At 34.6% G+C, this 24,570-nt stretch carries 23 protein-coding genes, 1 tRNA gene and 1 pseudogene; 19 read left to right on the top strand and 6 right to left on the bottom strand.

The window, feature by feature from the left end; genetic code table 11:
- Positions 1–1,981: carboxy terminal-processing peptidase (locus tag GK51_RS02320; RefSeq protein ID WP_048331521.1), on the top strand; the 1,981-nt coding region annotated here is incomplete at its 5' end.
- A gap of 7 nt (positions 1,982–1,988) precedes the next feature.
- Positions 1,989–3,074 (top strand): ABC transporter permease, encoded by a 1,086-nt coding sequence (locus GK51_RS02315; protein ID WP_048331517.1) that lies wholly within the window; start codon positions 1,989–1,991, stop codon positions 3,072–3,074.
- 6 nt (positions 3,075–3,080) lie between these two features.
- Here GK51_RS02315 and GK51_RS02310 read toward each other — a convergent pair whose 3' ends face one another.
- The 4 genes from GK51_RS02310 to GK51_RS02295 are packed head-to-tail and all read right to left on the bottom strand — an operon-like array spanning position 3,081 to position 5,840.
- Complete coding sequence (locus tag GK51_RS02310) at positions 3,081–3,752, bottom strand: hypothetical protein (protein ID WP_156179538.1); 672 nt, start codon at positions 3,750–3,752, stop codon at positions 3,081–3,083.
- 16 nt (positions 3,753–3,768) lie between these two features.
- A complete protein-coding gene (locus GK51_RS02305) occupies positions 3,769–4,437 on the bottom strand; it encodes a hypothetical protein (protein ID WP_048331513.1) in 669 nt (222 codons plus the stop codon).
- Positions 4,434–5,036 (bottom strand): ribosome biogenesis GTP-binding protein YihA/YsxC, encoded by a 603-nt coding sequence (gene yihA, locus GK51_RS02300; protein ID WP_048331511.1) that lies wholly within the window; start codon positions 5,034–5,036, stop codon positions 4,434–4,436. The genes GK51_RS02305 and yihA overlap by 4 nt, the downstream gene beginning before the upstream one ends.
- A gap of 39 nt (positions 5,037–5,075) precedes the next feature.
- A complete protein-coding gene (locus GK51_RS02295; RefSeq protein ID WP_048331509.1) occupies positions 5,076–5,840 on the bottom strand; it encodes an alpha/beta fold hydrolase in 765 nt (254 codons plus the stop codon).
- Positions 5,841–6,136: 296 nt separating this feature from the next.
- Between GK51_RS02295 and mraZ the strand changes: the two genes are divergently transcribed.
- From mraZ to GK51_RS02210, 17 genes and pseudogenes are all read left to right on the top strand, one after another.
- The gene (mraZ, locus tag GK51_RS02290) at positions 6,137–6,607 is read left to right on the top strand and encodes a division/cell wall cluster transcriptional repressor MraZ (protein ID WP_048331507.1); all 471 of its coding nucleotides are present in this window, start codon (positions 6,137–6,139) and stop codon (positions 6,605–6,607) included.
- The gene (gene rsmH, locus GK51_RS02285) at positions 6,594–7,490 is read left to right on the top strand and encodes a 16S rRNA (cytosine(1402)-N(4))-methyltransferase RsmH (protein ID WP_048331519.1); all 897 of its coding nucleotides are present in this window, start codon (positions 6,594–6,596) and stop codon (positions 7,488–7,490) included. Before mraZ ends, rsmH begins: the two co-directional genes overlap by 14 nt.
- Before the next feature lie 23 nt (positions 7,491–7,513).
- Positions 7,514–7,831 carry an FtsL-like putative cell division protein gene (locus GK51_RS02280; protein WP_048331506.1) on the top strand — a complete coding sequence of 106 codons (318 nt, stop codon included), beginning with the start codon at positions 7,514–7,516 and terminating at the stop codon, positions 7,829–7,831.
- Positions 7,832–7,891: 60 nt separating this feature from the next.
- Positions 7,892–9,844, top strand: coding sequence for a penicillin-binding protein (locus GK51_RS02275; protein ID WP_048331504.1), 1,953 nt, complete (start codon positions 7,892–7,894; stop codon positions 9,842–9,844).
- Positions 9,841–11,304, top strand: coding sequence for a UDP-N-acetylmuramoyl-L-alanyl-D-glutamate--2,6-diaminopimelate ligase (locus GK51_RS02270; protein WP_048331502.1), 1,464 nt, complete (start codon positions 9,841–9,843; stop codon positions 11,302–11,304). The genes GK51_RS02275 and GK51_RS02270 overlap by 4 nt, the downstream gene beginning before the upstream one ends.
- Position 11,305: 1 nt before the next feature.
- Entirely contained in the window at positions 11,306–12,547 is a 1,242-nt protein-coding gene (gene mraY, locus GK51_RS02265) for a phospho-N-acetylmuramoyl-pentapeptide-transferase (RefSeq protein ID WP_048331500.1), read from the top strand.
- Positions 12,548–12,563: 16 nt separating this feature from the next.
- A complete protein-coding gene (murD, locus tag GK51_RS02260) occupies positions 12,564–13,895 on the top strand; it encodes a UDP-N-acetylmuramoyl-L-alanine--D-glutamate ligase (RefSeq protein WP_048331498.1) in 1,332 nt (443 codons plus the stop codon).
- A gap of 47 nt (positions 13,896–13,942) precedes the next feature.
- Complete coding sequence (locus GK51_RS02255; protein ID WP_048331497.1) at positions 13,943–15,136, top strand: FtsW/RodA/SpoVE family cell cycle protein; 1,194 nt, start codon at positions 13,943–13,945, stop codon at positions 15,134–15,136.
- A gap of 22 nt (positions 15,137–15,158) precedes the next feature.
- Positions 15,159–16,275, top strand: a pseudogene (murG, locus tag GK51_RS02250) (undecaprenyldiphospho-muramoylpentapeptide beta-N-acetylglucosaminyltransferase).
- Positions 16,272–17,624, top strand: coding sequence for a UDP-N-acetylmuramate--L-alanine ligase (gene murC / locus GK51_RS02245; RefSeq protein ID WP_048331495.1), 1,353 nt, complete (start codon positions 16,272–16,274; stop codon positions 17,622–17,624). Before murG ends, murC begins: the two are co-directional and overlap by 4 nt.
- Complete coding sequence (locus GK51_RS02240; RefSeq protein WP_048331493.1) at positions 17,614–18,333, top strand: cell division protein FtsQ/DivIB; 720 nt, start codon at positions 17,614–17,616, stop codon at positions 18,331–18,333. Before murC ends, GK51_RS02240 begins: the two co-directional genes overlap by 11 nt.
- A 3-nt stretch (positions 18,334–18,336) precedes the next feature.
- On the top strand, positions 18,337–19,659 hold the full coding sequence (gene ftsA, locus GK51_RS02235) for a cell division protein FtsA (protein ID WP_048331491.1): 1,323 nt from the start codon (positions 18,337–18,339) through the stop codon (positions 19,657–19,659).
- Between the two features lie 60 nt (positions 19,660–19,719).
- On the top strand, positions 19,720–21,678 hold the full coding sequence (gene ftsZ / locus GK51_RS02230) for a cell division protein FtsZ (RefSeq protein WP_048331489.1): 1,959 nt from the start codon (positions 19,720–19,722) through the stop codon (positions 21,676–21,678).
- Between the two features lie 148 nt (positions 21,679–21,826).
- Positions 21,827–22,276 carry a GatB/YqeY domain-containing protein gene (locus GK51_RS02225; protein WP_048331487.1) on the top strand — a complete coding sequence of 150 codons (450 nt, stop codon included), beginning with the start codon at positions 21,827–21,829 and terminating at the stop codon, positions 22,274–22,276.
- Between the two features lie 10 nt (positions 22,277–22,286).
- A tRNA-Arg gene (locus GK51_RS02220) sits at positions 22,287–22,360 on the top strand.
- Positions 22,361–22,603: 243 nt separating this feature from the next.
- Positions 22,604–23,524, top strand: coding sequence for a zinc-dependent peptidase (locus GK51_RS02215; RefSeq protein ID WP_231575835.1), 921 nt, complete (start codon positions 22,604–22,606; stop codon positions 23,522–23,524).
- A gap of 77 nt (positions 23,525–23,601) precedes the next feature.
- Complete coding sequence (locus tag GK51_RS02210) at positions 23,602–24,021, top strand: CBS domain-containing protein (RefSeq protein WP_048331483.1); 420 nt, start codon at positions 23,602–23,604, stop codon at positions 24,019–24,021.
- A gap of 69 nt (positions 24,022–24,090) precedes the next feature.
- Here GK51_RS02210 and GK51_RS02545 read toward each other — a convergent pair whose 3' ends face one another.
- Positions 24,091–24,267 carry a beta/alpha barrel domain-containing protein gene (locus tag GK51_RS02545; RefSeq protein WP_262484076.1) on the bottom strand — a complete coding sequence of 59 codons (177 nt, stop codon included), beginning with the start codon at positions 24,265–24,267 and terminating at the stop codon, positions 24,091–24,093.
- On the bottom strand, positions 24,212–24,570 hold a 359-nt coding region (locus GK51_RS02205), incomplete at its 5' end, for a ribulose-phosphate 3-epimerase (protein ID WP_394332073.1). The genes GK51_RS02205 and GK51_RS02545, both read right to left, overlap by 56 nt.

Below are 24,570 nucleotides of genomic sequence, written 5' to 3'. Positions count from 1 at the left end.
GCAAGTGTACCTAGACTATTTAGATCAGATAGATCCGTTAAAACAATATTTCTATAAATCAGATATTGAAGAATTTTCGAAGTATAAAACAGAGTTAGATGATCAACTGAAAGCTTATGATATTTCATTTTTCAGCCTAACACACGAGCGATTAATCAAACGTATTGATGAAGCAAAAGTGATTTATCGCGATATTTTAAAGGAACCTTTTGATTATACTAAAAATGAGACGTACAATGCCGATTATGAGTCTATTGGTTATGTGAAGAATAAAAAGGAATTAACCGATCGTTGGAGACAACGTTTAAAATACAGTAATTTATCAAATTATGATGATTTAATGTATGAGCAGAAAAATTTAGAAAAAACGAATGCACTTGCAGATTCTTTAAAAACGGATCGCATTGCCAAAAAATCGCCTAAAGAAATTGAAAAGGAAGCGCGCGAATCTACCCTAAAAACCATCGACATTTATTACAATGATTATATAGATGATTTGGGTCGTGATGATTGGTTTGTCATGTATATTAATGCCATTGCACAGGAATTTGATCCGCATACTACTTATTTTGCACCTCAAGATAAGGAAGCCTTTAATCAAGATATGGCTGGAAAATTGGAAGGTATTGGAGCACGTTTGCAAAAGCGAAATGATAATACTAAAATTCTGGAATTAATTTCAGGAGGTCCAGCTTGGAGAGGAAAAGAATTGGAAGTTGGCGATGTGATCATGAAAGTACGTCAGGAGCATGAAAGAGAGCCTATAACTATAACTGGTATGCGTATTGATGATGCTATTAAATTAATAAAAGGACCAAAAGGAACTAATGTGTATTTGACGGTTAAAAAGGTTGACGGAACATCCAAAGTGATTAAAATTACGCGTGATGTTGTTGAAATTGAAGAAACACATGCCAAGTCAGCTTTTGTAAAAAAAGACGGTAAGAATTTTGGTGTCATTAATCTTCCGAAGTTTTATGCCGATTTTGATGATTATCAAAAATTGAATGCAGCTACTGATGTTAAAAACGAAATTATTCGTTTGAAAGAACAAGGTATGGAAGGTTTGGTTTTAGACTTACGAAATAATGGAGGAGGCTCCTTACAAACGGTTGTTGAAATGGCAGGATTGTTTATTGAAGATGGTCCAATTGTTCAAGTTCGGTCAACAGAAGATCCAAAAGAAGTTTTAAATGATACTGATAAATCGATTGTTTGGGATGGTCCACTTGTGATTTTAGTGAATGAATTTTCAGCATCTGCTTCCGAGATTATGGCTGCAGCTATGCAAGATTATAAGCGTGCTATTATTATTGGTAGTAAGCAGACCTATGGAAAAGGAACCGTTCAATCTTTTTACGATTTAAACCGTATGGTTAAAAATAATCAAGAAGGTGATTTAGGTGCATTAAAGGTAACCAGACAAAAATATTATAGAATTAATGGTGGATCGGTGCAATTGGAAGGTGTGAAAAGTGATGTGATTGTTCCAGACCGTTTTAGTTTTATTGATATTGGCGAAAAGGATCAAAGAAACCCATTATCTTGGGATGAAATAGATGCCGCAGATTATAATTTATGGGAAGGGTATTTTGATTATGACTCCACAATTAAAAAGAGTAATAATCGTATGAAAGACAACGAACAACTCAAATTGATATCTGAAAATGCGCAATGGGTTCGTGCACGTATGGATGAAAAAGTATATCCTTTAAACTATGCCGACTATAAAGCGCAATTAGATGCTAATGAAGCAGAATCTAAAACGTTCGATAAAATAGGCGAATACAAAACTAATTTAACCTACGAATCTTTGCCTTACGAGCAAAAATTGTTTGAGCAGGATACCGTTTTAAAAGATAAGCGCGAACGCTGGCACGAAAGTTTAAGCAAGGATGTTTATGTTGAAGAAGCATTACATGTTTTAGAAGATTTGAAAACATCATACGCTATCAAAAAAGTAGCGACAGTTAAGGACTAAAAAATTCATGAGTCAACAATCTAACTCATTAAGTCAATTAGCGCTCCAGAAATTCAAAAAGGATTTCTGGGGCGTTTTTAGTTTTGGTTTTATTGTTTTTGTTGGTCTCATTTCCATTTTCGCATACCTTATTGCTCCTGATAATTCGGAATATGCTAACCAAATGCATTTATCTATTCACTCTAAAAAACCAGGATTTACGGTGGGTATGTTGACGATTCCACAAACTATTGAAAGTGAGCAGTCGGTTTTTTCGAATATACTTTTTGGTAAGAAAATTCAAGATACTGAAATCCCAATTACGGCATATACTGTTGAGAATAATACACTAACCTACACGGAATATGCATCAGATGGTTTGGAAGGCATGATTAAATCAATCGACATGAATGGTTTAAGTGAATCCGAATTCATTTCGAATAAAACCTTTCTCTTTGGAACCGATAAATATGGTCGCGATTTATTAAGTAGAATCCTAGTTGGTGCTAGAATATCATTCTTTATTGGCTTTATAGCTGTTTTTATATCTTTAGTAATTGGTATTTTTATGGGTAGCGTAGCTGGTTATTTTGGTGGTCGTGTGGATGCCATTATTATGTGGTTTATAAATGTGTCGTGGTCCATTCCAACCTTGTTATTGGTAATCGCTATTACGTTAGCTTTAGGAAAAGGCTTTTGGCAAGTGTTTATTGCAGTCGGTTTAACCATGTGGGTTGAGGTGGCACGTGTGGTTCGTGGTCAAGTAATGGGAGTTAAAGAAATGCAATATGTAACAGCAGCTCGTGCTTTAGGATTTAATGATTTTCGGATTATCACGAAACATATTTTACCGAATATTATGGCGCCCGTTATTGTTATTTCGGCAGCAAACTTTGCAGCTGCTATTCTTATTGAAAGTGGATTAAGCTTTTTAGGTGTTGGTGCGCAACCACCCATGGCAAGTTGGGGAGCTATGATCAAAGATCATTACAATTACATTATTCTTGGTAAGCCATATTTAGCTTTGATTCCAGGTTTGTGCATTATGAGTTTGGTTATGGCTTTTATGCTAATGGGAAATGCACTTCGTGATGCTTTAGATGTGAAGTCTTAAGCAAACTTAATGGTCTTCATTAAAAAACCGCACCCAGATTTCATTATTTAACAATTCAGCAATCATATCAGCACGATATTCCCCATTTCTAATGACTACTTGACCATTTGACTTTATTAAGGCAAACGAACCACATAAGGTTGGAGATTTGAAAAGTTTATTTCGAAAGTAGTTTTCGTTGTCCATAAAAAAATATTCATTTCTTTTACGTGGATTATTTTTTAAAGTCATGCCAGCTTCAAATAGAACTATATAGGTTATATTTTTCCGTTCTATATCTTCACGGTAGGTATCTAAATAAAATTTTCGGTCTGCTATTTCAACTTTTGTCCACTTATTATCCCAATCTGATGTGCATAAATCGTCTTTATACATGTATTCAATAAGAATGGTATTGCTGTCTGGAATCTTCCTGTTTATGAGCATTTCCATCTGTGTTTTTAATTCTTGATAGTTGAAAACACCTTTTAGAAATAAATCTTGTTTTAACGTGTGATACGTGGTGCCTTTTTCATCAACATTGAGCCACGTGCTGTATGCCAAATCTTTGTTGCCCCATTTTTTACGATAGTCTTCTTTGTTTAAGGTATTGCCATTTTCATCTGTGTAAATATTTTCTTGAGCGCTTGTGCTTTGCAACATAAAATGAATAAGTAGAATGCTAAATAGGGCTTTCATAAATGGTTGATTTTAATTATTCGCTTGCTTTAAAAAAGATGGACCAATTGTCGTGCTCTAAAAATTGAAGCATCATTTCTGGATCATATTCGCCATTTCTGGTTATGGATTGACCATTAGATTTAATTATTGCATAAGAACCACAAAGCGCAGGCATGGTGAAAAATTGTTTTCTAAAATAGTTACCCTGATCTGTGAAGCAATATTCATTTTCATTATCAGGTTTGTTTTTTAGAATGATACCTTCTTCAAATAAGGCAATGTATGTAATATGGTCTTCTTTCAATTTTGGAAGTAGGGGCTTTCTATAGTCTTTTAAACGATGCAGTTCAGATCGTGTCCATTTATTATCCCATTGTGGCGCGCACAAGTCATCTTTGTAGAAATACTTTATTAGAAGGATATCATTTATTGGAACCTTACGATTGATTACGGTTTCTAATTGGGCTTTAATTTCATTATAATTAAAAACACCTTGTTGAAATCTATCGCTAATGGAATGATGTTTTATGTCATTTTCGTCAACATATTGCCAGGAGCTTAATAGCAGATCTTTATTTTGTCGCTTATTATTATAGGCTTCACTAGTTATTTCTTGACCGTTTTGATCATGATAGATGACTTCTTGAGCAATTGAAGTTTGAAGAAAAAGTAAAATTAGTATGAAACTAAAGTAGGTTTTCATTCCTCCATATTTTCATTCACTTCATGGATGTAATTCAATACATCATCTTTACCAATATCTTTAGATGATGAGGTAATAAAATAGTTTGGCATTTGTTCCCAAGTTTCTAACATAATAGCACTATAATCTGCTACGTGATTCAGGATAGCTTGCGGTTTTAATTTATCAGCTTTGGTGAAAATAATGGAGAAAGGAATGCCGTTTTCGCCCATCCAAGCCATAAATTCTAAATCTATAGGTTGTGGTTTATGCCGAATATCTACCAAAACAAAAGCGGAAACTAATTGCTCACGTTGGGTGAAATAATCCGTTATAAATTTTTGAAATGTCTTTTTGGAACTTTTGGAAACTCGTGCATATCCATATCCTGGTAAATCTACTAAATACCACGTTTTATTAATTAAAAAATGGTTAATAAGTTGTGTTTTTCCTGGTCTTCCTGACGTTTTGGCTAAACTTTTTCTGCTGGTAAGCATGTTTATTAATGACGATTTTCCAACATTACTTCGTCCAATAAATGCATATTCAGGAACCAAGTTTTTGGGACATTTAGCAACATCAGAATTGCTCATTACAAATTCTGCCGATTTAATTTCCATAGCTTTTTCCTAGGATTGTGGGTTTTTAAGAGTTACTGTTTATAATCCGCGTTTCGTTAACCAACCATTTAGTATGGTATTAAATTCATCTGGATGTTCCATCATAGCAGCATGCCCACATTTATCTATCCAAAACAATTCAGAATCTGGTAAAAGTTCATCAAATTCTACAGCTACTTCTGGAGGCGTAACCGTATCATTTTTACCCCAAATAATGCAGGTTGGTGTCGTCATTTTTGGTAAATCTTTAGCCATGTTATGACGAATGGCACTTTTAGCAATAGCTAAAGTTTTTATTAACTTGTTTCTGTCATTTACGGTTTCATAAACTTCATCTACAATGTCTTTAGTAGCGACTTCAGGATCGTAAAAAACATCTTGTGCTTTTTTCTTAATCACTTCGTAATCACTTCGTTTGGTGTAACCACCACCCATAGCACTCTCATAAAGTCCAGAACTTCCAGTAATAATAAGGCCTTTTATTTTCTTTGGGTATAATTTTGTGTGGTATAAACCAATATGTCCACCTAATGAGTTTCCTAATAGGATAACATCATTTAACTCTTTGAATTCAATAAAATCATGCAAGTATTTCGCAAAACTTTTGACATTGGTCTTTAAAAGCGACATGGTATAAATCGGTAATTCAGGAATAATTACGCGATATCCTTTCTGGCTGAAATAACTAGTTACGGAATCAAAGTTACTCAATCCACCCATTAAACCGTGTAAAACAATGATGGGTGTGCCTTCTCCTACTTCTATGTAACTATAGCTTTTTTCTTTTTTTAACCTGTGCGCCATTAATTGATTCGTCTTTTCTTTAAACACAAATATAGACAAATCATTGATAATATATCCATATTTCTTAAAAGCTCCAAGGCTGACTTCTATTCAAGATATTAACAATTTGATTCTTTTAAAATTCCACTTCACATAAATTCCTGATTGGTAGTTGTTAAGGGTCTTGTTTGGATAGTTATTCTATTTATAAACAACCGATAATCGAAAAATTATCAACAAAGTGGTAGAAAGTGGTAAAAGGTGGTAAAATTTTCAATATATTTGAAACTTAAACCCAAGAATCGATACAAAACGCTTTGAGCTCATTAATAGGAACATACGAATGTAAAGTAGACGCAAAAGGACGACTCATGTTGCCTGCCGCGTTGAAAAAACAGTTGGCTCCAGCGCTTCAAAATGGCTTTGTTTTAAAACGTGCTGTTTTTCAGCCATGTTTAGAATTATATCCAATGGCGGAATGGGAAGCGTTAATGCAGAAGGTAAATAAGCTGAATCGATTCAAGAAAAAGAACAATGATTTTATTCGTCGCTTTACTGCTGGTGTGAAAATTATTGAGGTTGATGCTACTGGACGTTTGCTGATTCCTAAAGATTTGGTGGCATTCGCAGATATTTCCAAAGAAATTGTTATGTCGTCCGCCATCAACATTGTCGAAATTTGGGATAAAGATAAATACGAGCAAGCTATTGATGATGCCACAGGTGATTTTGCGGATTTAGCTGAAGAAGTAATGGGACAAGACGATGACGATCATGGAATATCATAACCCAGTTTTACTTAAAGAAACCGTAAATGGTTTAAATATAAAAGAAGACGGAATTTACGTAGACGTCACCTTTGGAGGTGGTGGTCATAGTAAAGAAATACTCAAGCGTCTAGGAGAAAATGGGAAACTTTTTGCTTTCGATCAAGATCCTGATGCATTGGGAAATACCATTGATGACGAGCGTTTCACCTTAATTCATGAAAATTTCCAGTTTATGAAACGTTTTTTGCGCTTCTATGGCGTGAAAGAAGTGGATGGCATTTTAGCTGATTTTGGTGTGTCGTCACATCAATTTGATGTGGCGGAACGTGGTTTTTCAACCCGATTTGAAGCGGATTTAGATATGCGCATGAATCAGAAAAGTGACTTATCTGCTTACAATGTGGTGAATGATTATGATGAAGAACAAATTAGCCAAGTGCTTTGGCAATATGGCGAATTACGTCAAGCAAATGCTATGGCTCGTGTTATCGTTGAGCAACGGAAAATAGAACCTATAAAAACAAGCGATCAATTAAAGGAGGCTTTGAAGTCATTTTTGCAGCATAAAAAGGAAAACAAAGTATTGGCTCAAATATATCAAGCCATTCGGATTGAAGTGAATCAGGAAATAGAAGTGCTGAAATCTTTTCTATTACAAGCACCAGAAACTTTGGTTGAAGGTGGCAGATTAAGCGTGATATCCTATCATTCTTTAGAGGATAGATTGGTAAAGCGTTTTATAAGAAATGGTCTTTTTGAAGGCGAACCGGAACGCGATATGTATGGCAATTTTGAAGTGCCTATGAAAAAAGTTGGTGGTTTAATTGTGCCTTCGCGAGAAGAAATAAAAGCAAATAATCGCGCTAGAAGTGCCAAGCTTCGCATAGCGGAAAAACTATAATTCCTGTTTGAATAAGGAATCAGATGAAAAAAGGATTTTATAACATACTAAAGGGAACGTTTCTGATAAACGAAGATGCGCCAAAAAGTTGGCGGATGATTTTGTTTGTTTCCGTTTTAGCCATTGTTATGATAGCCAGTTCACATAGTGCAGATAAAAAAGTACATCAAATAGCACGCTTAAATAATGAAGCAAAAGAATTACGATCGGCTTTTGTAGATGGCAGGACACGCCTGATGGAATTAAAGAAAGAAACCGTCGTAGAGTTGAAAATGGAAAAAAAAGGATTGGCAATTTCAGAAATTCCACCAACTAAAATAAAAGTTAAATCTAAAAAGTAGTTCAGCTTGGCAACAAACGAGAAGAACATATTAAACCGATTATATTTTGTAGCAGGATGTATGTTCATCTTCGCTCTGGCAGTCGTGTTTAAACTTTTCAGTATTCAAATGCTTCAAGGTGATAAATACCGTAGCATGGCGGAAGAGCAAAACATTGAGAATGTCGTGATTCCTGCAAATCGTGGTAATGTATATTCGGCTAATGGGAACTTATTGGCAACTTCGGTTCCGAAATATGATATTCGTCTAGATGCGATCACGCCTTCATCTGCAAGATTTGAATCCTTATTAAAGCCATTATGCGATTCCTTGTCAAAATATTCTGGAAAACCTTCAGCATATTATCAAAAAGAAATTAGAAAAGCACGTGCTAATAAAAATCGATATTATTTACTAGCTCGCGATATTGGTTATTCAGATTATATCCGCATTCGCGATTTCCCACTGTTAAGTTTAGGCGCTTTTAAAGGTGGATTAATTGTTGAACAAACAACCAAACGAGAACATCCATTGGGTGGAATTGCACAACGTTCCATAGGTTATGAACGTTGGGATGAAAAAGGGAACGCTACACGAGCTGGAATTGATGGTGCTTTTGGTGTTAAATATTTACGAGGTACGGATGGCAGACGTTTAAAACAAAAAATAGGCAAAGGACAATGGAAGCCTATTGCAGATTATAACCAGATTGAACCTCAAGATGGCTACGATGTTTATACCACTTTGAGTGTCAACATTCAGGATATTGCCCATCATGCCTTATTGCAGCAATTGGAGTTTTACCAAGCAGAACACGGTTGTGTGGTAGTTATGGAAGTGGCAACGGGTGAAATTCGCGCTATTTCTAATTTAGGAAAAACTGCAAATGGAACCTATTACGAAAAACTAAATTATGCAGTTGGCGAATCGCATGAACCTGGTTCTACCTTTAAAGTCATGGCTTTAATGGCTGCTTTAGAAGATAAAGTAATTGATACGTCAACTATTGTCGATACTAAAAAAGGACGAAAAATGTTTTACGGTCGCGCTATTACCGATTCCAAACATGGTGGTTATGGTAAAATTTCGGCAGCTCGTGCTTTAGAGGTATCCTCCAATATTGGTTTAGCAACCATAATTGACGAGCACTATTCTAAAAATCCTGAAAAATTTATCAATCGTTTAAAAAGTTGGTCTTTAAACAAGCCTTTAGGTTTACCAATTTTAGGTGAAGGAAAACCAGTTATTCCAAGTCCAGGTGATGACATTTGGAGTAAAAATGCCTTGCCTTCTATGGCTTATGGTTATAATATGGAAATGACACCATTGCAAACCTTGACATTTTATAACGCGATTGCTAATAATGGTGTGATGGTGAAGCCACGCTTTATCAAATCAGTAAAAGAACTTGATAAGCCTATTGAAACGTTTGATAAATATGTGATTAATCAGAAAATTGCTTCCGATCAAACGATAAGACAAATGCAAGAGATTTTGAAAAATGTGGTAGTGCGTGGTACGGGAAGTTCGTTGTACTCGCCATATTTCTCAATGGCTGGTAAAACAGGAACTGCTAAAGCTGAGTATTGGAAGAAAGATTGGGATGAGAATAAGCGTTACGTGTCCTCATTTGCTGGTTATTTTCCAGCTGAAAATCCTAAATATTCATGCATTGTTGTTATTCATAAACCGATGGTGCAAAAAGGGTTTTATGGTGCCGATGTTTCAGGTCCTGTTTTTAAGCGTATTGCTCAAAAAATATTTACCGATACACCACTTATTGATGAGGTAGAAACTTTAGAAGTGAATGACATTGCGGTAAACATTGAATACGATGCTTATTACAAAACTGCTCAAACCTACAGAACAATTATGCCAGACGTGGTTGGATTGCCAGCTATGGATGCCATTGCTTTATTGGAAAATATGGGTTTAAAGGTTAATTCAAATGGTGTTGGGCAAGTAAAAGTACAATCTATTTCTAAAGGTGAAAAAATTAAGAAAAATCAAGTAGTAACGATTCAAACATCATGATGATTTTAAAAGACATACTCTATAAGGTACCATTACTTGCTGTTGCAGGAAGTACTGACGTGTCTATTAATAATCTGATTTTCGATTCTAGAAAAGTGACTGAAAACGATGCATTTTTCGCTATAAAAGGAACTATTTCTGATGGTCACGATTACATTCAAACAGCTATTAGCCAAGGGTGTTCTGCTGTTATTTGCGAGAATATGCCAGAGCATTTAGTTGATAGTGTGGTATATATTGAAGTTAGTAATGCGTCTAGTGCTTTGGCTATTATGGCTTCCAATTTTTATGGTGTGCCTTCAGCTAATTTAAAACTAGTTGGTGTTACAGGAACCAATGGGAAAACCACTATTGCTTCACTACTATATCAACTGTTTAAAAATGCTGGTTATAAAGTTGGATTATTGTCTACAGTTAAAATTATGGTAGACAATACGGAGTTTAAAGCAACGCATACAACGCCAGATTCTGTAACCATCAATAGCTATCTTAAGCAGATGAATGATGCTGGCATTGAGTTTTGCTTTATGGAAGTGAGCTCGCATGGGATTCATCAAAAACGAACAGAAGGTTTAAAATTTGAAGGTGGAATTTTCACCAACTTATCCCATGATCATTTAGATTATCATAGCAGTTTTGCAGAATATCGCGATGTGAAAAAAGCCTTTTTTGATGGTTTGTCTAAAGATGCCTTCGCATTGGTTAATGGCGATGATAAAAATGGTTTGGTGATGTTGCAAAATTCAGCAGCAAAAAAATACACCTACGCATTAAAAAGTTATGCGGATTATAAAGCACAAATTTTAGAAAATCAATTTACAGGTTTACTTCTTAAAATAAATGATAGCGAAATTTGGACACGATTAATTGGCAGTTTCAATGCCTATAACGTGTTGGCTATTTATGCAACAGCCGAATTATTAGGGTTAGAAAAAGTTGAAATTTTAAGACTTATCAGTGATTTGAAAAGTGTTTCAGGTCGTTTTCAATATCTGATTTCCGAATCGAAAATTACGGCTATTGTTGATTATGCGCACACGCCTGATGCCTTAAAAAATGTATTGGAGACTATCAATAGTATTCGCACAAAAAATGAGGAGCTCATAACTGTTGTTGGTTGTGGAGGCGATCGAGATAAAACCAAGCGACCAAAAATGGGGCATATTGCTTCGGCATTAAGTACCAAAGTGGTTTTTACCAATGATAATCCACGAACTGAAAATGCTGAAACCATTTTAAAAGAGGTGGAAGCAGGTGTAGAGCCTCAAAATTTTAAAAAAACCTTATCAATTTCGGATAGAAAACAGGCTATTAAAACGGCCTGTCAAATGGCAAATCCTAACGATATTATTTTAATAGCTGGAAAAGGTCATGAGAATTATCAAGAAATACATGGCGAGCGTTTTGATTTCGATGATTTTAAAATTGTACAAGAATTACTAAAACAATTAGACAAATAATATGCTGTTTTACCTATTTGAATATTTAGACAAATATTATGATTTTCCAGGATCTGCACTTTTTGGTTTTATAACCTTTAGAGCAGCGGTGACTATAATTTTGTCTTTATTAATATCCACCATTTTTGGTAGACGCATTATTCGTTTTCTTCAGAAACAACAAGTGGGTGAAACCATTCGTGATCTTGGTTTAGAAGGTCAAGTAGAAAAAGCTGGAACACCAACTATGGGTGGAATTATTATTATTCTTGCTACATTAATTCCTGTTTTGCTTTTTGCGAAATTGGGAAACATCTACATCATTCTTTTGGTAATTACTACGCTTTGGATGGGAACTATTGGGTTTATTGATGATTATATCAAGAAATTCAAAAACGATAAAGAAGGTTTAAAAGGGCGCTTTAAAGTACTTGGTCAAGTTGGATTGGGAATTATTGTTGGAGCTACGTTATACTTTCATCCAGATGTGACTTTGAAAGAAAAATTGCCGCAAGAGCAGCAGATGGAAATATTGGCGGCAGATCCAAATGTGGAGTCGTCTAAGCTGTTTCAGATGGAAGAAAAATCAACCAAGACAACCATTCCGTTTGTTAAGGAAAATGAATTTGACTATGCCGATTTAATCACGTGGATTAGTCCGGATTTAGCAAAATATGCTTGGATTATTTTCATTCTAGCAGCCATATTTATTATCACAGCTGTTTCAAATGGTGCCAACCTTACTGATGGAATTGATGGTTTAGCAGCAGGAACGTCGGCCATTATTGTATTAACGCTCGGCATTTTTGCTTGGGTGTCTGGAAACATTGTGTTCTCGGATTACTTGAACATTATGTACATACCACGTGTAGAAGAAATTACCATTTATATAGCGGCTTTTGTTGGAGCATTGATTGGGTTTTTATGGTATAATACCTATCCAGCACAAGTTTTTATGGGTGATACAGGAAGTTTAACCATTGGCGGAATCATAGCAGTGATTGCCATTGCGGTTAGAAAAGAATGGTTAATTCCTGTTTTGTGTGGAATTTTCTTGGCTGAAAATTTATCAGTTGTCATGCAAGTCAGTTGGTTTAAATATACCAGAAAAAAATATGGAGAAGGTCGACGAATTTTTAAAATGTCACCTTTACATCATCACTATCAGAAATCAGGATATCACGAAAGTAAAATTGTTACCAGGTTCTGGATTGTAGGAATTTTGTTAGCGATTCTGACCATTGTAACCTTGAAAATTAGATAAAACCATTCGTGATAAAATGAAACGACTAGTCGTATTAGGAGGTGGAGAAAGTGGTGTAGGTGCCGCACTTTTAGGGAAAGCAAAAGGCTTTGAGGTTTTTGTTTCAGATAAAGGAAAAATTAAAGAGAAGTATATAAACGTTCTTAAACATCATGAGATTGAATGGGAATCTGAACAGCACACAGGATCACAAATTTTAAATGCTGATTTGGTTGTAAAAAGCCCGGGAATTCCAGATACGGTTCCGATGGTTTTGCAACTAAAAGCTAATGATATTTCAGTGATTTCTGAAATTGAATTTGCTTCACGTTACACAAATGCAACACTTGTTGGAATTACAGGAAGTAATGGGAAAACCACAACAGCTTCATTAACACATCACGTGTTGAAACAAGAATTAGAAGTGGGTTTAGCAGGAAATATTGGCGACAGTTTTGCAAAACAGGTTTTGGAGAATGACTATCCGAATTATGTGTTAGAAATCAGCAGTTTTCAATTAGATAATTGTGAGGCTTTCAAACCACATATAGCGGTTTTGTTGAACATTACACCAGATCATTTGGATCGATACAATTATGAGTTCGATAATTATATCGCTTCAAAATTTAGAATTGCTATGAATCAAACTTCAGAAGATTATCTGATTTATGATGCTGATGATGACGTCATCACCAGTTGGCTAGAAAAACACCCAGTTCAATCAACATTATTGCCGTTTTCATTAACGAAAATTATTGAAAATGGCGCGTATTTAGAAAAAGAGACACTAAAAATAACAATAGATAATAATCAAATAATTATGCCAACAAAGGATATAGCATTACAAGGAAAACACAATATTAAAAACGCTATGGCAGCGTCAACGGTTGCGCACTTATTAAAAATAAGAAAACAAACCATTCGTGAAAGTTTGGAGAATTTTCACGGAGTAGAGCATCGACTAGAACAGGTTCTGAAAATCAATAAAGTAAATTACATAAATGATTCCAAAGCCACAAATGTGAATGCAACGTATTACGCTTTAGAAAGTATGAACGCTCCAACGGTTTGGATTGTTGGTGGTCAAGATAAAGGAAATGATTATCAAGAGTTATTCCCATTTATCAATGAAAAAGTGAAGGCTATTGTTTGTTTAGGTGTTGACAATAAAAAATTATTTGAAAATTTTGAATCTATGGTTGATATTATTGTGGAAACGCAATATATGAGTGAGGCTGTTAAAATAGCGTATAAAATAGCAGAATCAGGTGATAATGTATTGTTGTCTCCAGCGTGTGCGAGTTTCGATTTATTCGAAAACTACGAAGATCGCGGTCGTCAATTTAAAGAAGCGGTTAGAAATTTATAATAGTGAATTGATTTAACTCTAAAACAAATTAAAAGTAAAAGTAAAAAGTGGATCCAATTATTAAAAACATAAAAGGTGATCGATATTTATGGGCAATCATAGCGCTATTGGCTATATTTTCCTTTCTGCCAGTTTACAGTGCAGCTAGTAACTTGGCATATACTGGTGTTGGAAGAGGGACATTCTCTATATTTTTTGGTCATATTATGCATTTGGTTTTGGGGTTTTTAATTGTATTTATTGTGCATAAAATGCCGTATCGGTATTTCAGGGCAATTTCTATATTATTATTACCAGTGGTTTTAATGTTACTTGTTTTAACGCTTATGCAAGGCTCATCAAGTTCAGGAACCAATACGAGCCGCTGGATTCAAATACCTGTTGTTGGTGTGTCGTTTCAAACATCCACGTTTGCATTTGTAGTCTTAATGGTGTATGTGGCACATTATATGGCGAAAATTAAAGACAAAGTCGTTTCATTCAAGGAAACAATTTTACCACTATGGACACCTGTTTTTTTTGTGTTGGCTCTCATTCTACCTGCTAACTTTTCAACTGCCGCCATAATGTTTTGTATGGTTCTCGTTTTAGTGTTTTTAGGCGGTTATCCCTTGAAATATTTAGGCGTCATTATTGGTTTGGGTATTGCTACTCTTGCCTTGTTTGTCCTTGTTGCCAAAGCTTTTCCCGATGCCATGCCAAATCGTGTAGATACCTGGATGAGTCGTGTAGAAAGTTTTTCCGATGATACTGTAACAGAAGAAGATTATCAAATAGAAAAAGCCAAAATAGCCATTGCAACAGGGGGAATTAAAGGTGTTGGTCCAGGAAAAAGTTATCAAAAGAATTTTTTGCCACAGTCGTCATCTGATTTTATTTTTGCCATCATCGTTGAGGAGTACGGATTAATTGGCGGTTTTTCAGTGCTGTTTTTGTATTTGGCATTGTTGTTTAGGCTCGTAATCGTTTCGCTAAAATCAGATACCATATTTGGGAAATTAGTGGTTTTAGGTGTGGGTTTGCCTATTGTGTTTCAAGCCTTAATTAATATGGCTGTAGCTGTTCAGTTATTTCCAGTTACAGGACAAACATTGCCATTAATAAGTAGTGGAGGAACATCTATTTGGATGACCTGTTTGGCGCTTGGAATTATTTTAAGTGTGAGTGCTAAACGTGAGGAAATAATCAACGAAGAACAACGTGAAGAAAATCCATTGGATATTTTAACGGAAACAATTTAATAAGAAGTAATTACACATTTTTGTGACAAATAATAATAAAACATACAAGATAATTCTTTCTGGAGGTGGAACAGGTGGTCACATTTATCCAGCTGTTGCTATTGCCAACGAGTTGAAGTCGCGTTTTGCTAATGCGGAATTTTTATTTGTTGGTGCTAAAGATCGTATGGAAATGGACAAGGTTCCACAAGCTGGCTATGAAATTATTGGATTATGGATTTCAGGGATTCAGCGTGAATTGACTTTGAAAAATTTAAGCTTCCCATTTAAACTGATGAGTAGTTTATGGAAATCAAGAAAAATCATTGCCAATTTTAAACCAGACGTTGTTATTGGAACTGGTGGTTTTGCAAGCGGTCCATTATTGCAGGTTGCCACATCAAAAGGAATTCCAAGTTTAATTCAAGAGCAAAATTCCTATCCAGGAATCACCAATAAACTGTTAGCTAAAAAAGCCGATAAAATTTGTGTGGCTTATGATGGTTTGGAACGATTTTTCCCAGAAGATAAAATCATAAAAACAGGAAATCCTGTCAGAGAAGATTTATTGCATATTGCTAAAAAACGCGATGAAGCTTTCGAGAAATTTTCACTTGAAAAAGATAAAAAAACCATTTTGGTTTTAGGTGGAAGTTTGGGAGCAAGGCTTATTAACGAATTGATAGAAAAAGAACTTGATTTTTTGCTAACACATAACATTCAAGTCATTTGGCAATGTGGTAAGCTGTATTACGATAAATATAAAATTTACGGGAACACTAAAAATATTCAGGTTCATGCATTTATAAATGATATGGCTTGTGTATATGCCGCAGCCGATATTATTATTTCTAGAGCAGGCGCTATTTCGGTTTCGGAATTATGCATTGTTGGTAAACCTGTTATTTTCATTCCGTCGCCTAATGTGGCTGAAGACCATCAGGCAAAAAAATGCACAAGCCATTGTAGATGAAGAAGCGGCTATTCTAATTACAGAAAATGATTTGGAAGTGGATTTTCAAAATAAATTCACTCAATTAATTATTTCACCAGAAAAGCAATCACAATTAGGTGCTAATATTAAAAAGCTGGCAATGGTAGATGCCACCAAACATATTGCAGATGAAGTTGAAAAATTATTAAACCGAACTAATTTATGAATTTAGATTCCATAAAGAACGTTTATTTTATTGGTATTGGAGGTATCGGAATGAGTGCGCTCGCTAGATATTTTCATGCGAATGGCAAGCGTGTGTCTGGTTATGATAAAACATCGTCCGACATTACAAATGCATTAATTGATTTGGGGATTCCTGTTCATTTTGAAGATTCTGTCAGTAATCTAGAAGATTATTTACTGAATAATTCCAATACATTAGTTATTTATACACCTGCAGTTCCAAAGAGTCATCGCGAGCTGGTTTATTTTAATAATAGTGGGTATCGCGTTTTAAAACGATCTCAAATATTGGGTTTGATTACAGAAAATACCTTTTGTTTGGCAGTGGCTGGGACCCATGGAAAAACAACAACTACGAGCATTTTAGGACATGTTATGAAGGTTTGTGATGTTCCTGTTACGGCTTTTTTAGGAGGAATTAGTGAAAATTATAATTCGAATCTCATTCTAAATGGGACCGAAGTTTCAGTGGTAGAAGCTGATGAATTTGATAGATCATTTTTAACCCTTTCACCAAATATCGCATGCATCACATCTATGGATGCAGATCATTTGGATATTTATGGTGACGCATCGGAATTGGAAAAATCCTTTCGTGATTTTGCACATAAATTAAAAGAAAATGGAAAACTATTTGTAAAAAGTGGTTTGCCTATTTCGGGAATAACTTATGGTATTGAAGACAATTCAGACTATAGCGTTCAAAATATAAAAATTGAAAATGGTGCGTATATTTTCGATGTAAAAACACCAACAACACAAATTGAAAATTTAGAATTTAACCTACCTGGTAGACACAATTTGTCTAATGCACTAATTGCCTTGGCGATGGCTGTAGAATACGGTTGCCCTCACCAACAGATCGCCAAAGCTTTAGCGTCATATATAGGTGTAAAACGAAGATTTTCATATCACATAAAACGAGATGATTTAGTATATATTGATGATTATGCGCATCATCCACAAGAAATAAATGCTGTTTATCAAGCGGTTCGCGAAATGTATCCTGGCAAACAAGTTTTGGCTATTTTTCAGCCGCACCTATTTAGTAGAACCCGCGATTTTGCTGATGATTTTGCTTCAAGTTTATCACAATTTGATGAGGTACTGTTATTAGATATTTATCCAGCACGCGAATTACCGATTGAAGGCGTCACATCGTCTTGGTTATACGGAAAAATGACGAATGATAATAAACAACTCATTTTAAAAGAGGAAATTATTGAAAAAGTAAAAGCAAGTCAAGCAGATGTTATTTTAACAATTGGAGCTGGCGATATAGGCGAACAGGTGAAACATATTAAACGCGCTTTGAATCATGAAAATTAATTGGAACTACATAAAATTAGCGTTTCTACTGGTGCTTGTAGTCGGTTTGTTTGCGTTTTCTTCCAAGAAAAATGACGAGCGAATTGTTAGTGATCCTGAAATTAATTTCAATGGCGAAGAAAATCTGTTTATAACACATGAAACTGTTAGTAAATTGTTAATAGTAAATCAAGGAGGTGTTAAGAATGTGGCGAAAGAAACCATAGATTTGAATTTATTGGAATCTGCCCTGAATTCTAATCCAATGATTAAGTCAGCCCAAGTGTTCGTTGATGTTAACGGACATTTAGTAGCTGAAGTAGAACAAAAAAAACCGATAGCCCGAGTTGAAGATTCGGTGTCTTTTTATATTGATGATAGTGGTAATTACATGCCGTTATCAACAAATTATACAGCCAGAGTGCCACTTGTTACAGGAAACGTTTCAAAAACGGACCTAAAAAGTGTGTACGAAATGGCTATGAAAGTTAAAAATGATGTGTTTTTAAATAAACATGTCATAAGCATTCATCAGTACAAAGACAAAAGTATATCGCTACGGTTAAGACAATGCTCTTTTGAAGTATATGTTGGCGGTTTAGAAAAATTAGATAAGAAAATAAATAATTTAAAAGTTTTTTATAAAAAAGCATTTAAAGAACAAATATTGAATAATTACAGTATGGTGAATCTGCAATTTGATAGCCAAGTAGTGTGCACTAAATCTTAAATAATGGAAGGAAATATTGCAATAGGATTAGATATCGGTACCACAAAAATTGTGGCTATGATTGGTCGTAAAAATGAATACGGAAAAGTTGAAATTTTAGGCATCGGAAAATCCAAAAGTTTAGGTGTGCATCGTGGTGTGGTAAATAATATTACACAAACTATTCAATCTATTCAATTAGCAGTTCAGGAAGCCGAAGCCGCTTCTGATGTTAAAATTGAAAATGTAACCGTTGGTATTGCAGGTCAGCATATTCGTAGTTTGCAGCATAGTGATTATATCACGCGTGCCAATTCAGAATTAGTTATTGATGATGAGGATATTGAAAGATTAATCAATCAAGTACATAAATTAGTTATGCTACCTGGTGAAGAAATTATTCATGTGTTACCACAAGAATATAAAGTTGATGGCCAAGCAGAAATTAAGGAGCCAGTCGGTATGTATGGTGGCAGGCTGGAAGCTAATTTTCATGTAGTTGTTGGTCAAGTATCATCTATCCGAAATGTAGGTCGTTGCATTAAAAGTGCAGGTTTAAATCTGGAAGGTATTACACTTGAACCATTAGCGTCTGCAAATGCCGTTTTAAGTCAAGAGGAAAAAGAAGCAGGCGTTGCTTTAATTGATATAGGTGGAGGAACAACGGATTTAGCCATTTTTAGAGATGGTATTATTCGTCATACAGCTGTTATTCCTTTTGGTGGAAATGTGATTACTGAAGATATTAAAGAAGGTTGTTCTATTATAGAAAAACAAGCTGAATTACTCAAAATAAAATTTGGTTCGGCATGGCCTGGGGAAAATAAAGAAAATGAGATTGTTTCTATTCCTGGTTTACGAGGTCGTGAGCCTAAAGAAATTACATTAAAAAACTTATCCAAAATTATTCATGCACGTGTTGTGGAAATTGTTGAGCAAGTTTATGTGGAGATTAAAAATTATGGTCACGAAGAGCAAAAGAAAAAACTGATTGCAGGTATTGTATTAACTGGTGGTGGCGCACAATTAAAGCATTTAAAGCAGTTGGTGGAATACATTACTGGAATGGATACGCGAATTGGTTATCCTAATGAGCATTTAGCTGGCAATAGTGATGATGAAGTTACGAGCCCACTTTTTGCAACAGCCGTTGGTTTAGTTATGGATGGTTTAAAACGACAAGAGCGTAAGAAAATGGAAGTGGCTTATGAAGAAACTACTAATGAACCAGAGGCTAACGAAGTTGAAGAACAAGAAACTATTGACGAGCAGCCAAAACCACCAAAACGCTCTTTTTTAGACAAGTTTTCAGAAAGAATAAAAGATTTTTTAGATAATGCCGAGTAGGGCAGATCTAAGTTATAACAAATAATAAGATATTAATTAAGTACATATAAAGCGAAATTCATGAGCAGCAACAAAGAATTCGAAACAAACATTTCATTTGATTTACCTAAAAATCAATCTAATGTTATTAAAGTAATAGGCGTCGGAGGAGGCGGAAGTAATGCCATTAATCACATGTTTCAGCAAGGGATTAAAGGTGTTGATTTTGTGATTTGTAACACGGATGCACAAGCCCTTCAAAATAGTGGTGTGCCAAATAAAATTCAATTAGGTTTAAACTTAACCGAAGGATTAGGAGCAGGAGCAAACCCAGATGTTGGCGAAAAATCTGCCGTTGAGAGTTATGAAGACCTTCATCGTATGTTGGATACCAATACAAAAATGATTTTTATTACAGCCGGAATGGGTGGTGGTACCGGAACTGGTGCGGCACCGATTATCGCTAAAATGGCCAAAGATTTGGATATTTTAACTGTTGGAATTGTTACCATGCCTTTTCAATTTGAAGGTAAAATGCGAAATGAGCAAGCTCAAATTGGTATCGAAAAATTACGTGGCGTAGTAGATTCGTTAGTGGTTATTAATAATAATAAACTTCGTGAGGTTTATGGGAATCTAGGCTTTAAAGCTGGTTTCTCTAAGGCGGATGAAGTTTTGTCAACTGCTGCAAGAGGTATTGCGGAAGTAATAACACATCATTACACACAAAATATAGATTTACGTGATGCTAAAACTGTATTGAGTAGTAGTGGGACTGCTATTATGGGATCATCAAAATCCGCTGGTCAAGATCGCGCAAAAGAAGCGATTAGAAAAGCTTTGGATTCACCATTATTAAACGACAACAAGATTACAGGTGCTAAAAATGTATTGCTGCTAATAGTATCTGGAACACAAGAAATCACGATTGATGAAATAGGTGAAATCAATGATCATATTCAAGATGAAGCTGGACATGGCGCCAATATTATTATGGGTGTTGGTGAAGATGAAAGTTTAGGCGAATCAATAGCAGTAACGATTATCGCAACGGGTTTTGATATTGAACATCAAGATGAAATTTCCAATACCGAAATCAAAAAAGTGATTCATGCTTTAGAAGACGAACAGTCTTTGGAGCAAGATTTAACGCGTAAAGAGCGCGAACCGGCTATTATAATGCCAAGCATTGATTTTGAGGAAAAAAAGCAGCCAGAAGTTGTTAAGCATACATTGGATTTGGAAGATCTGGAAGACTTGAAATCACCTGAACCAAAGAAAGATGAAGGGTCAGGTTTAATTAAAACAACCGATGCCATTCGTAATATGAAAGTCATTCATGAGGATGTATTGGCAAATGTAAATTCAGACGAATTTATCATCACGAATGTAGAACCAGAAATAACGTCTGAAACTGTTTTTGAAGAACCTGAAGAAGAGCAACAAATTACCTTAACATTCGATATGCCGTTTAGTAAACCGACTATCGGAAACAAAGGTGATGATATGGTAGTTCATGAATTAGAAGAAAATATCAGAAAAATAAATGTAACGGATCATGTTGAAATTATTCCCGTTACAGAATCCAATAAAGATGGTGAAGTTCGTTATGCTTTAGATGATTATATTGAAGCGGAATCCAGCATGAACCAGAAAACGCAGGTGGAAACTAAACCGAAAAAAGAACTGGAAATTGAAGATTCGGAAGTTGTTTTTGAAAAGAAAACATTGCAATCAATTGAAGAAGATTCAACAGTAACAAGTGAGGAGATCGATCCAATGAATACACCTATTTCAGACATGCTAAAAGAACGTGCAGCTGAACGTAGACTTAAGATGAAAGATTTTAATTATAAGTTTAATAACGCCAAAATTGATGATATTGAACGTGTACCAGCATATAAACGTCAAGGTGTTAATTTAGATGATTCTAGACATTCATCAGATTCTAATATTTCTAATACAAGTATTAGTTTAGATGATAATGACGACATGCAACTACGAAATAACAATTCGTTTTTACATGATAACGTCGATTAAAAACAGTTTAAGTTTAGTGTTTGAACTTCATGAGAACCCGAAAAAACAGTATTTGTTATTTCGGGTTTTCTTTTTGAAATTTTTATCAATCTCGTAAAGGTTAGAATCTATTTTTCTTGTTATCTTCGCGGTATATAAAAATTCTATTATGAGCTTACAACAAGATATCATGACGGCTTTAAAAACAGCCATGAAAGCAAAAGATCAAACAGCTTTAGCTGCTTTACGAGCTGTAAAGTCAGAAATATTGTTAGCTCAAACCGCCACAGGGTCTAAAGAAGAGATTTCTGAAGATGTAGAAATACAAATCTTGTGTAAAATGGTAAAACAGCGCAAAGACAGTGCAGCCATATTTTTAGGGCAAGATCGAAATGATTTAGCTGAACCAGAAATAGCACAAGCAGAAATAATCAGTCAGTTTTTACCTGCTCAACTTTCTGAAGCTGAAATTACAGAGGAAGTAATTAAGGCAATTGAAATTACAGGTGCTTCAGGCATGAAAGATATGGGTAAAGTTATGGGTATGGTTAGTCAAAAATTAGCAGGACAAGCTGATGGCAAAACCATTTCTAATATTGTTAAGACGAAATTGTCTTAAATTGAATAATGGCTGCGTAGTTCAACTGGATAGAATATCAGATTTCGGCTCTGAGGGTTGGGGGTTCGAATCCCTTCGCGGTCACGAATAAACAAAAAATCTACACGTTAAATCAAGCTTGCTTGAATTTATAAGTGTAGATTTTTTGTTTTCAAAACGGAGCGTTATGGGATGCGCAGCAATCCATAAATTTCCGTTTTGTATATTATATTATAACTAGCTTGCTTGAGCGTTTTTTTCGTTTGATGTATTTTCAAACCTTATCATTTGGGATGTCCAGTAATCCCGAAAAGCAAGAGTTTTAATATAAACTATTATTAAGTTTACTTGAATATAATTATAAAATTTCCTTTAATTGTAGCTCAAAATGTTATGTACGTGCTTTTTATAAACCCAAAACAAGATTTTTTTATTGGAGCATCCATTTTAATTATCCTTTTTGGATTTTTATTTATTATTTTTTTAATCTGGGTTCGACAAATAGTATTAAGTATTTTCGGTGGTATTGAAATGGGCTTTGTCTTAATTACAAAGCGGCCTGTATTTATCTATTTTCACCCGTTTTTAAAAAAGCTCAAACCAGAGCAAGAAAGCATATTAAAAAAACAATTTACTTTTTACAACAGATTAAGTCATAGACGGAAAGTGTATTTTAGTCATAGAGTCGCTTCTTTTATAAAGCACAAGGAATTTATAGGTCAAGAAAATTTTGTCATTACTGAAGAAGTAAAAGTCTTAATTTCAGCAACAGCTACCATGCTTACATTTGGATTTAGAGATTATATTATTAAATCTGTTCAGCGTATAATTATATTTCCTACTCAATATTATTCTACTACTAACGACAATTATCATAAAGGAGAATTTAATGTTACTCTTAAAACTTTGGTACTTTCTTGGGATAATTTTCTGGAAGGATTTAGGATAGAGGATGATAAATTAAATCTTGCCATTCATGAACTTGCGCATGCTATTCACTTCAATAGTTTGTATCAAAACGATATAAATTCGGTCATATTTGTAGATACATTTCATGAATTAAAAGATTTAATTTCAAATAATGAAAGCTTAAAATCTAGTTTAGTTAATTCGGAATATTTGAGGAACTACGCATTTACAAATGATTTTGAATTACTAGCCGTAATCATAGAATCTTTTATTGAATCGCCTGAAGAGTTACGGAGTCAATTTCCAGAAATTTATAAATTAGTAAAACAAATGCTAAACTTTAATTTTAAGGGCTATTAATTGAGTTAGCTGATTTATATCATACTTTTTTTAAAGTTTCATACGTACTTTTATTAAACAATTTAAAAGCAAGTACTATGAAAAAACGCACACCAGTTTCCGAAATCATGACTAAAACAGTCATTACATTAAATCATACAGATGAACTAGAAACAGCTGAAAAACTCTTCAAAAGTAAAAAAATACGCCACATTCCTGTTGTGAGTGGTAAAGAGATTAAGGGTATGTTGAGTTACACCGATTTATTGCGAATTAGCTTTGCGGATGCTATAGAAGAAGACGATGACTCTGTAGATACCGTTGTTTACAATATGTTTACTATTGAACAGGTGATGGCTAAAAATTTAGTGAGTGTACCATCAACAACAACCATAAAAGAAGTAGCTGAAATTTTAGCAACCAAAGAATTTCACGCGTTACCAGTTGTAGATGATAATGAACTAGTTGGTATTGTTACTACAACCGATTTAATAAACTATTTAATAGAACAGTTCTAACCTAATTACTAACTATTTTAAAACGAAAAAGCTCCGAAAGGAGCTTTTTTATGTGTTTCTTATTACGTGTTATGCGTTAGCAAGTGCTTTTAATTCTTTTATTGTTTCCGTAGGATTATCACTTTTAAACACGTGACTTCCTGCAACAAAAGCATCCGCTCCAGATTCAACCAGTTTTTCGATGTTTTTGTCAGTTACACCACCATCTATTTCTATACGCGTATTTAAACCTTGATCGTTTATCATCTTGCGTAATTTTTTTAATTCGGTTATAGGTAATGTCTTCAAATTTCTGACCTCCAAAACCAGGATTTATAGACATTAATAAAACCATATAGCATTTTGGTAAAATATCTTCTAAAACAGAAATTGGTGTTGTTAAATTCAAAACGACACCAGCTTTACAGCCAGCATCTTCAATTTGGGTTAGTGTTCGGTGTAAATGAACTGTAGATTCGTAATGAACCGTAATAATATCAGCTCCTACTTTAGCGAATTCTTCGATATACCGTTCAGGTTTTTCAATCATTAAATGAACGTCCAAAGGTT

It is taken from the genome of Bizionia psychrotolerans (genome assembly GCF_001039595.1).
This window is presented reverse-complemented; position numbering and strand designations above follow the sequence as displayed.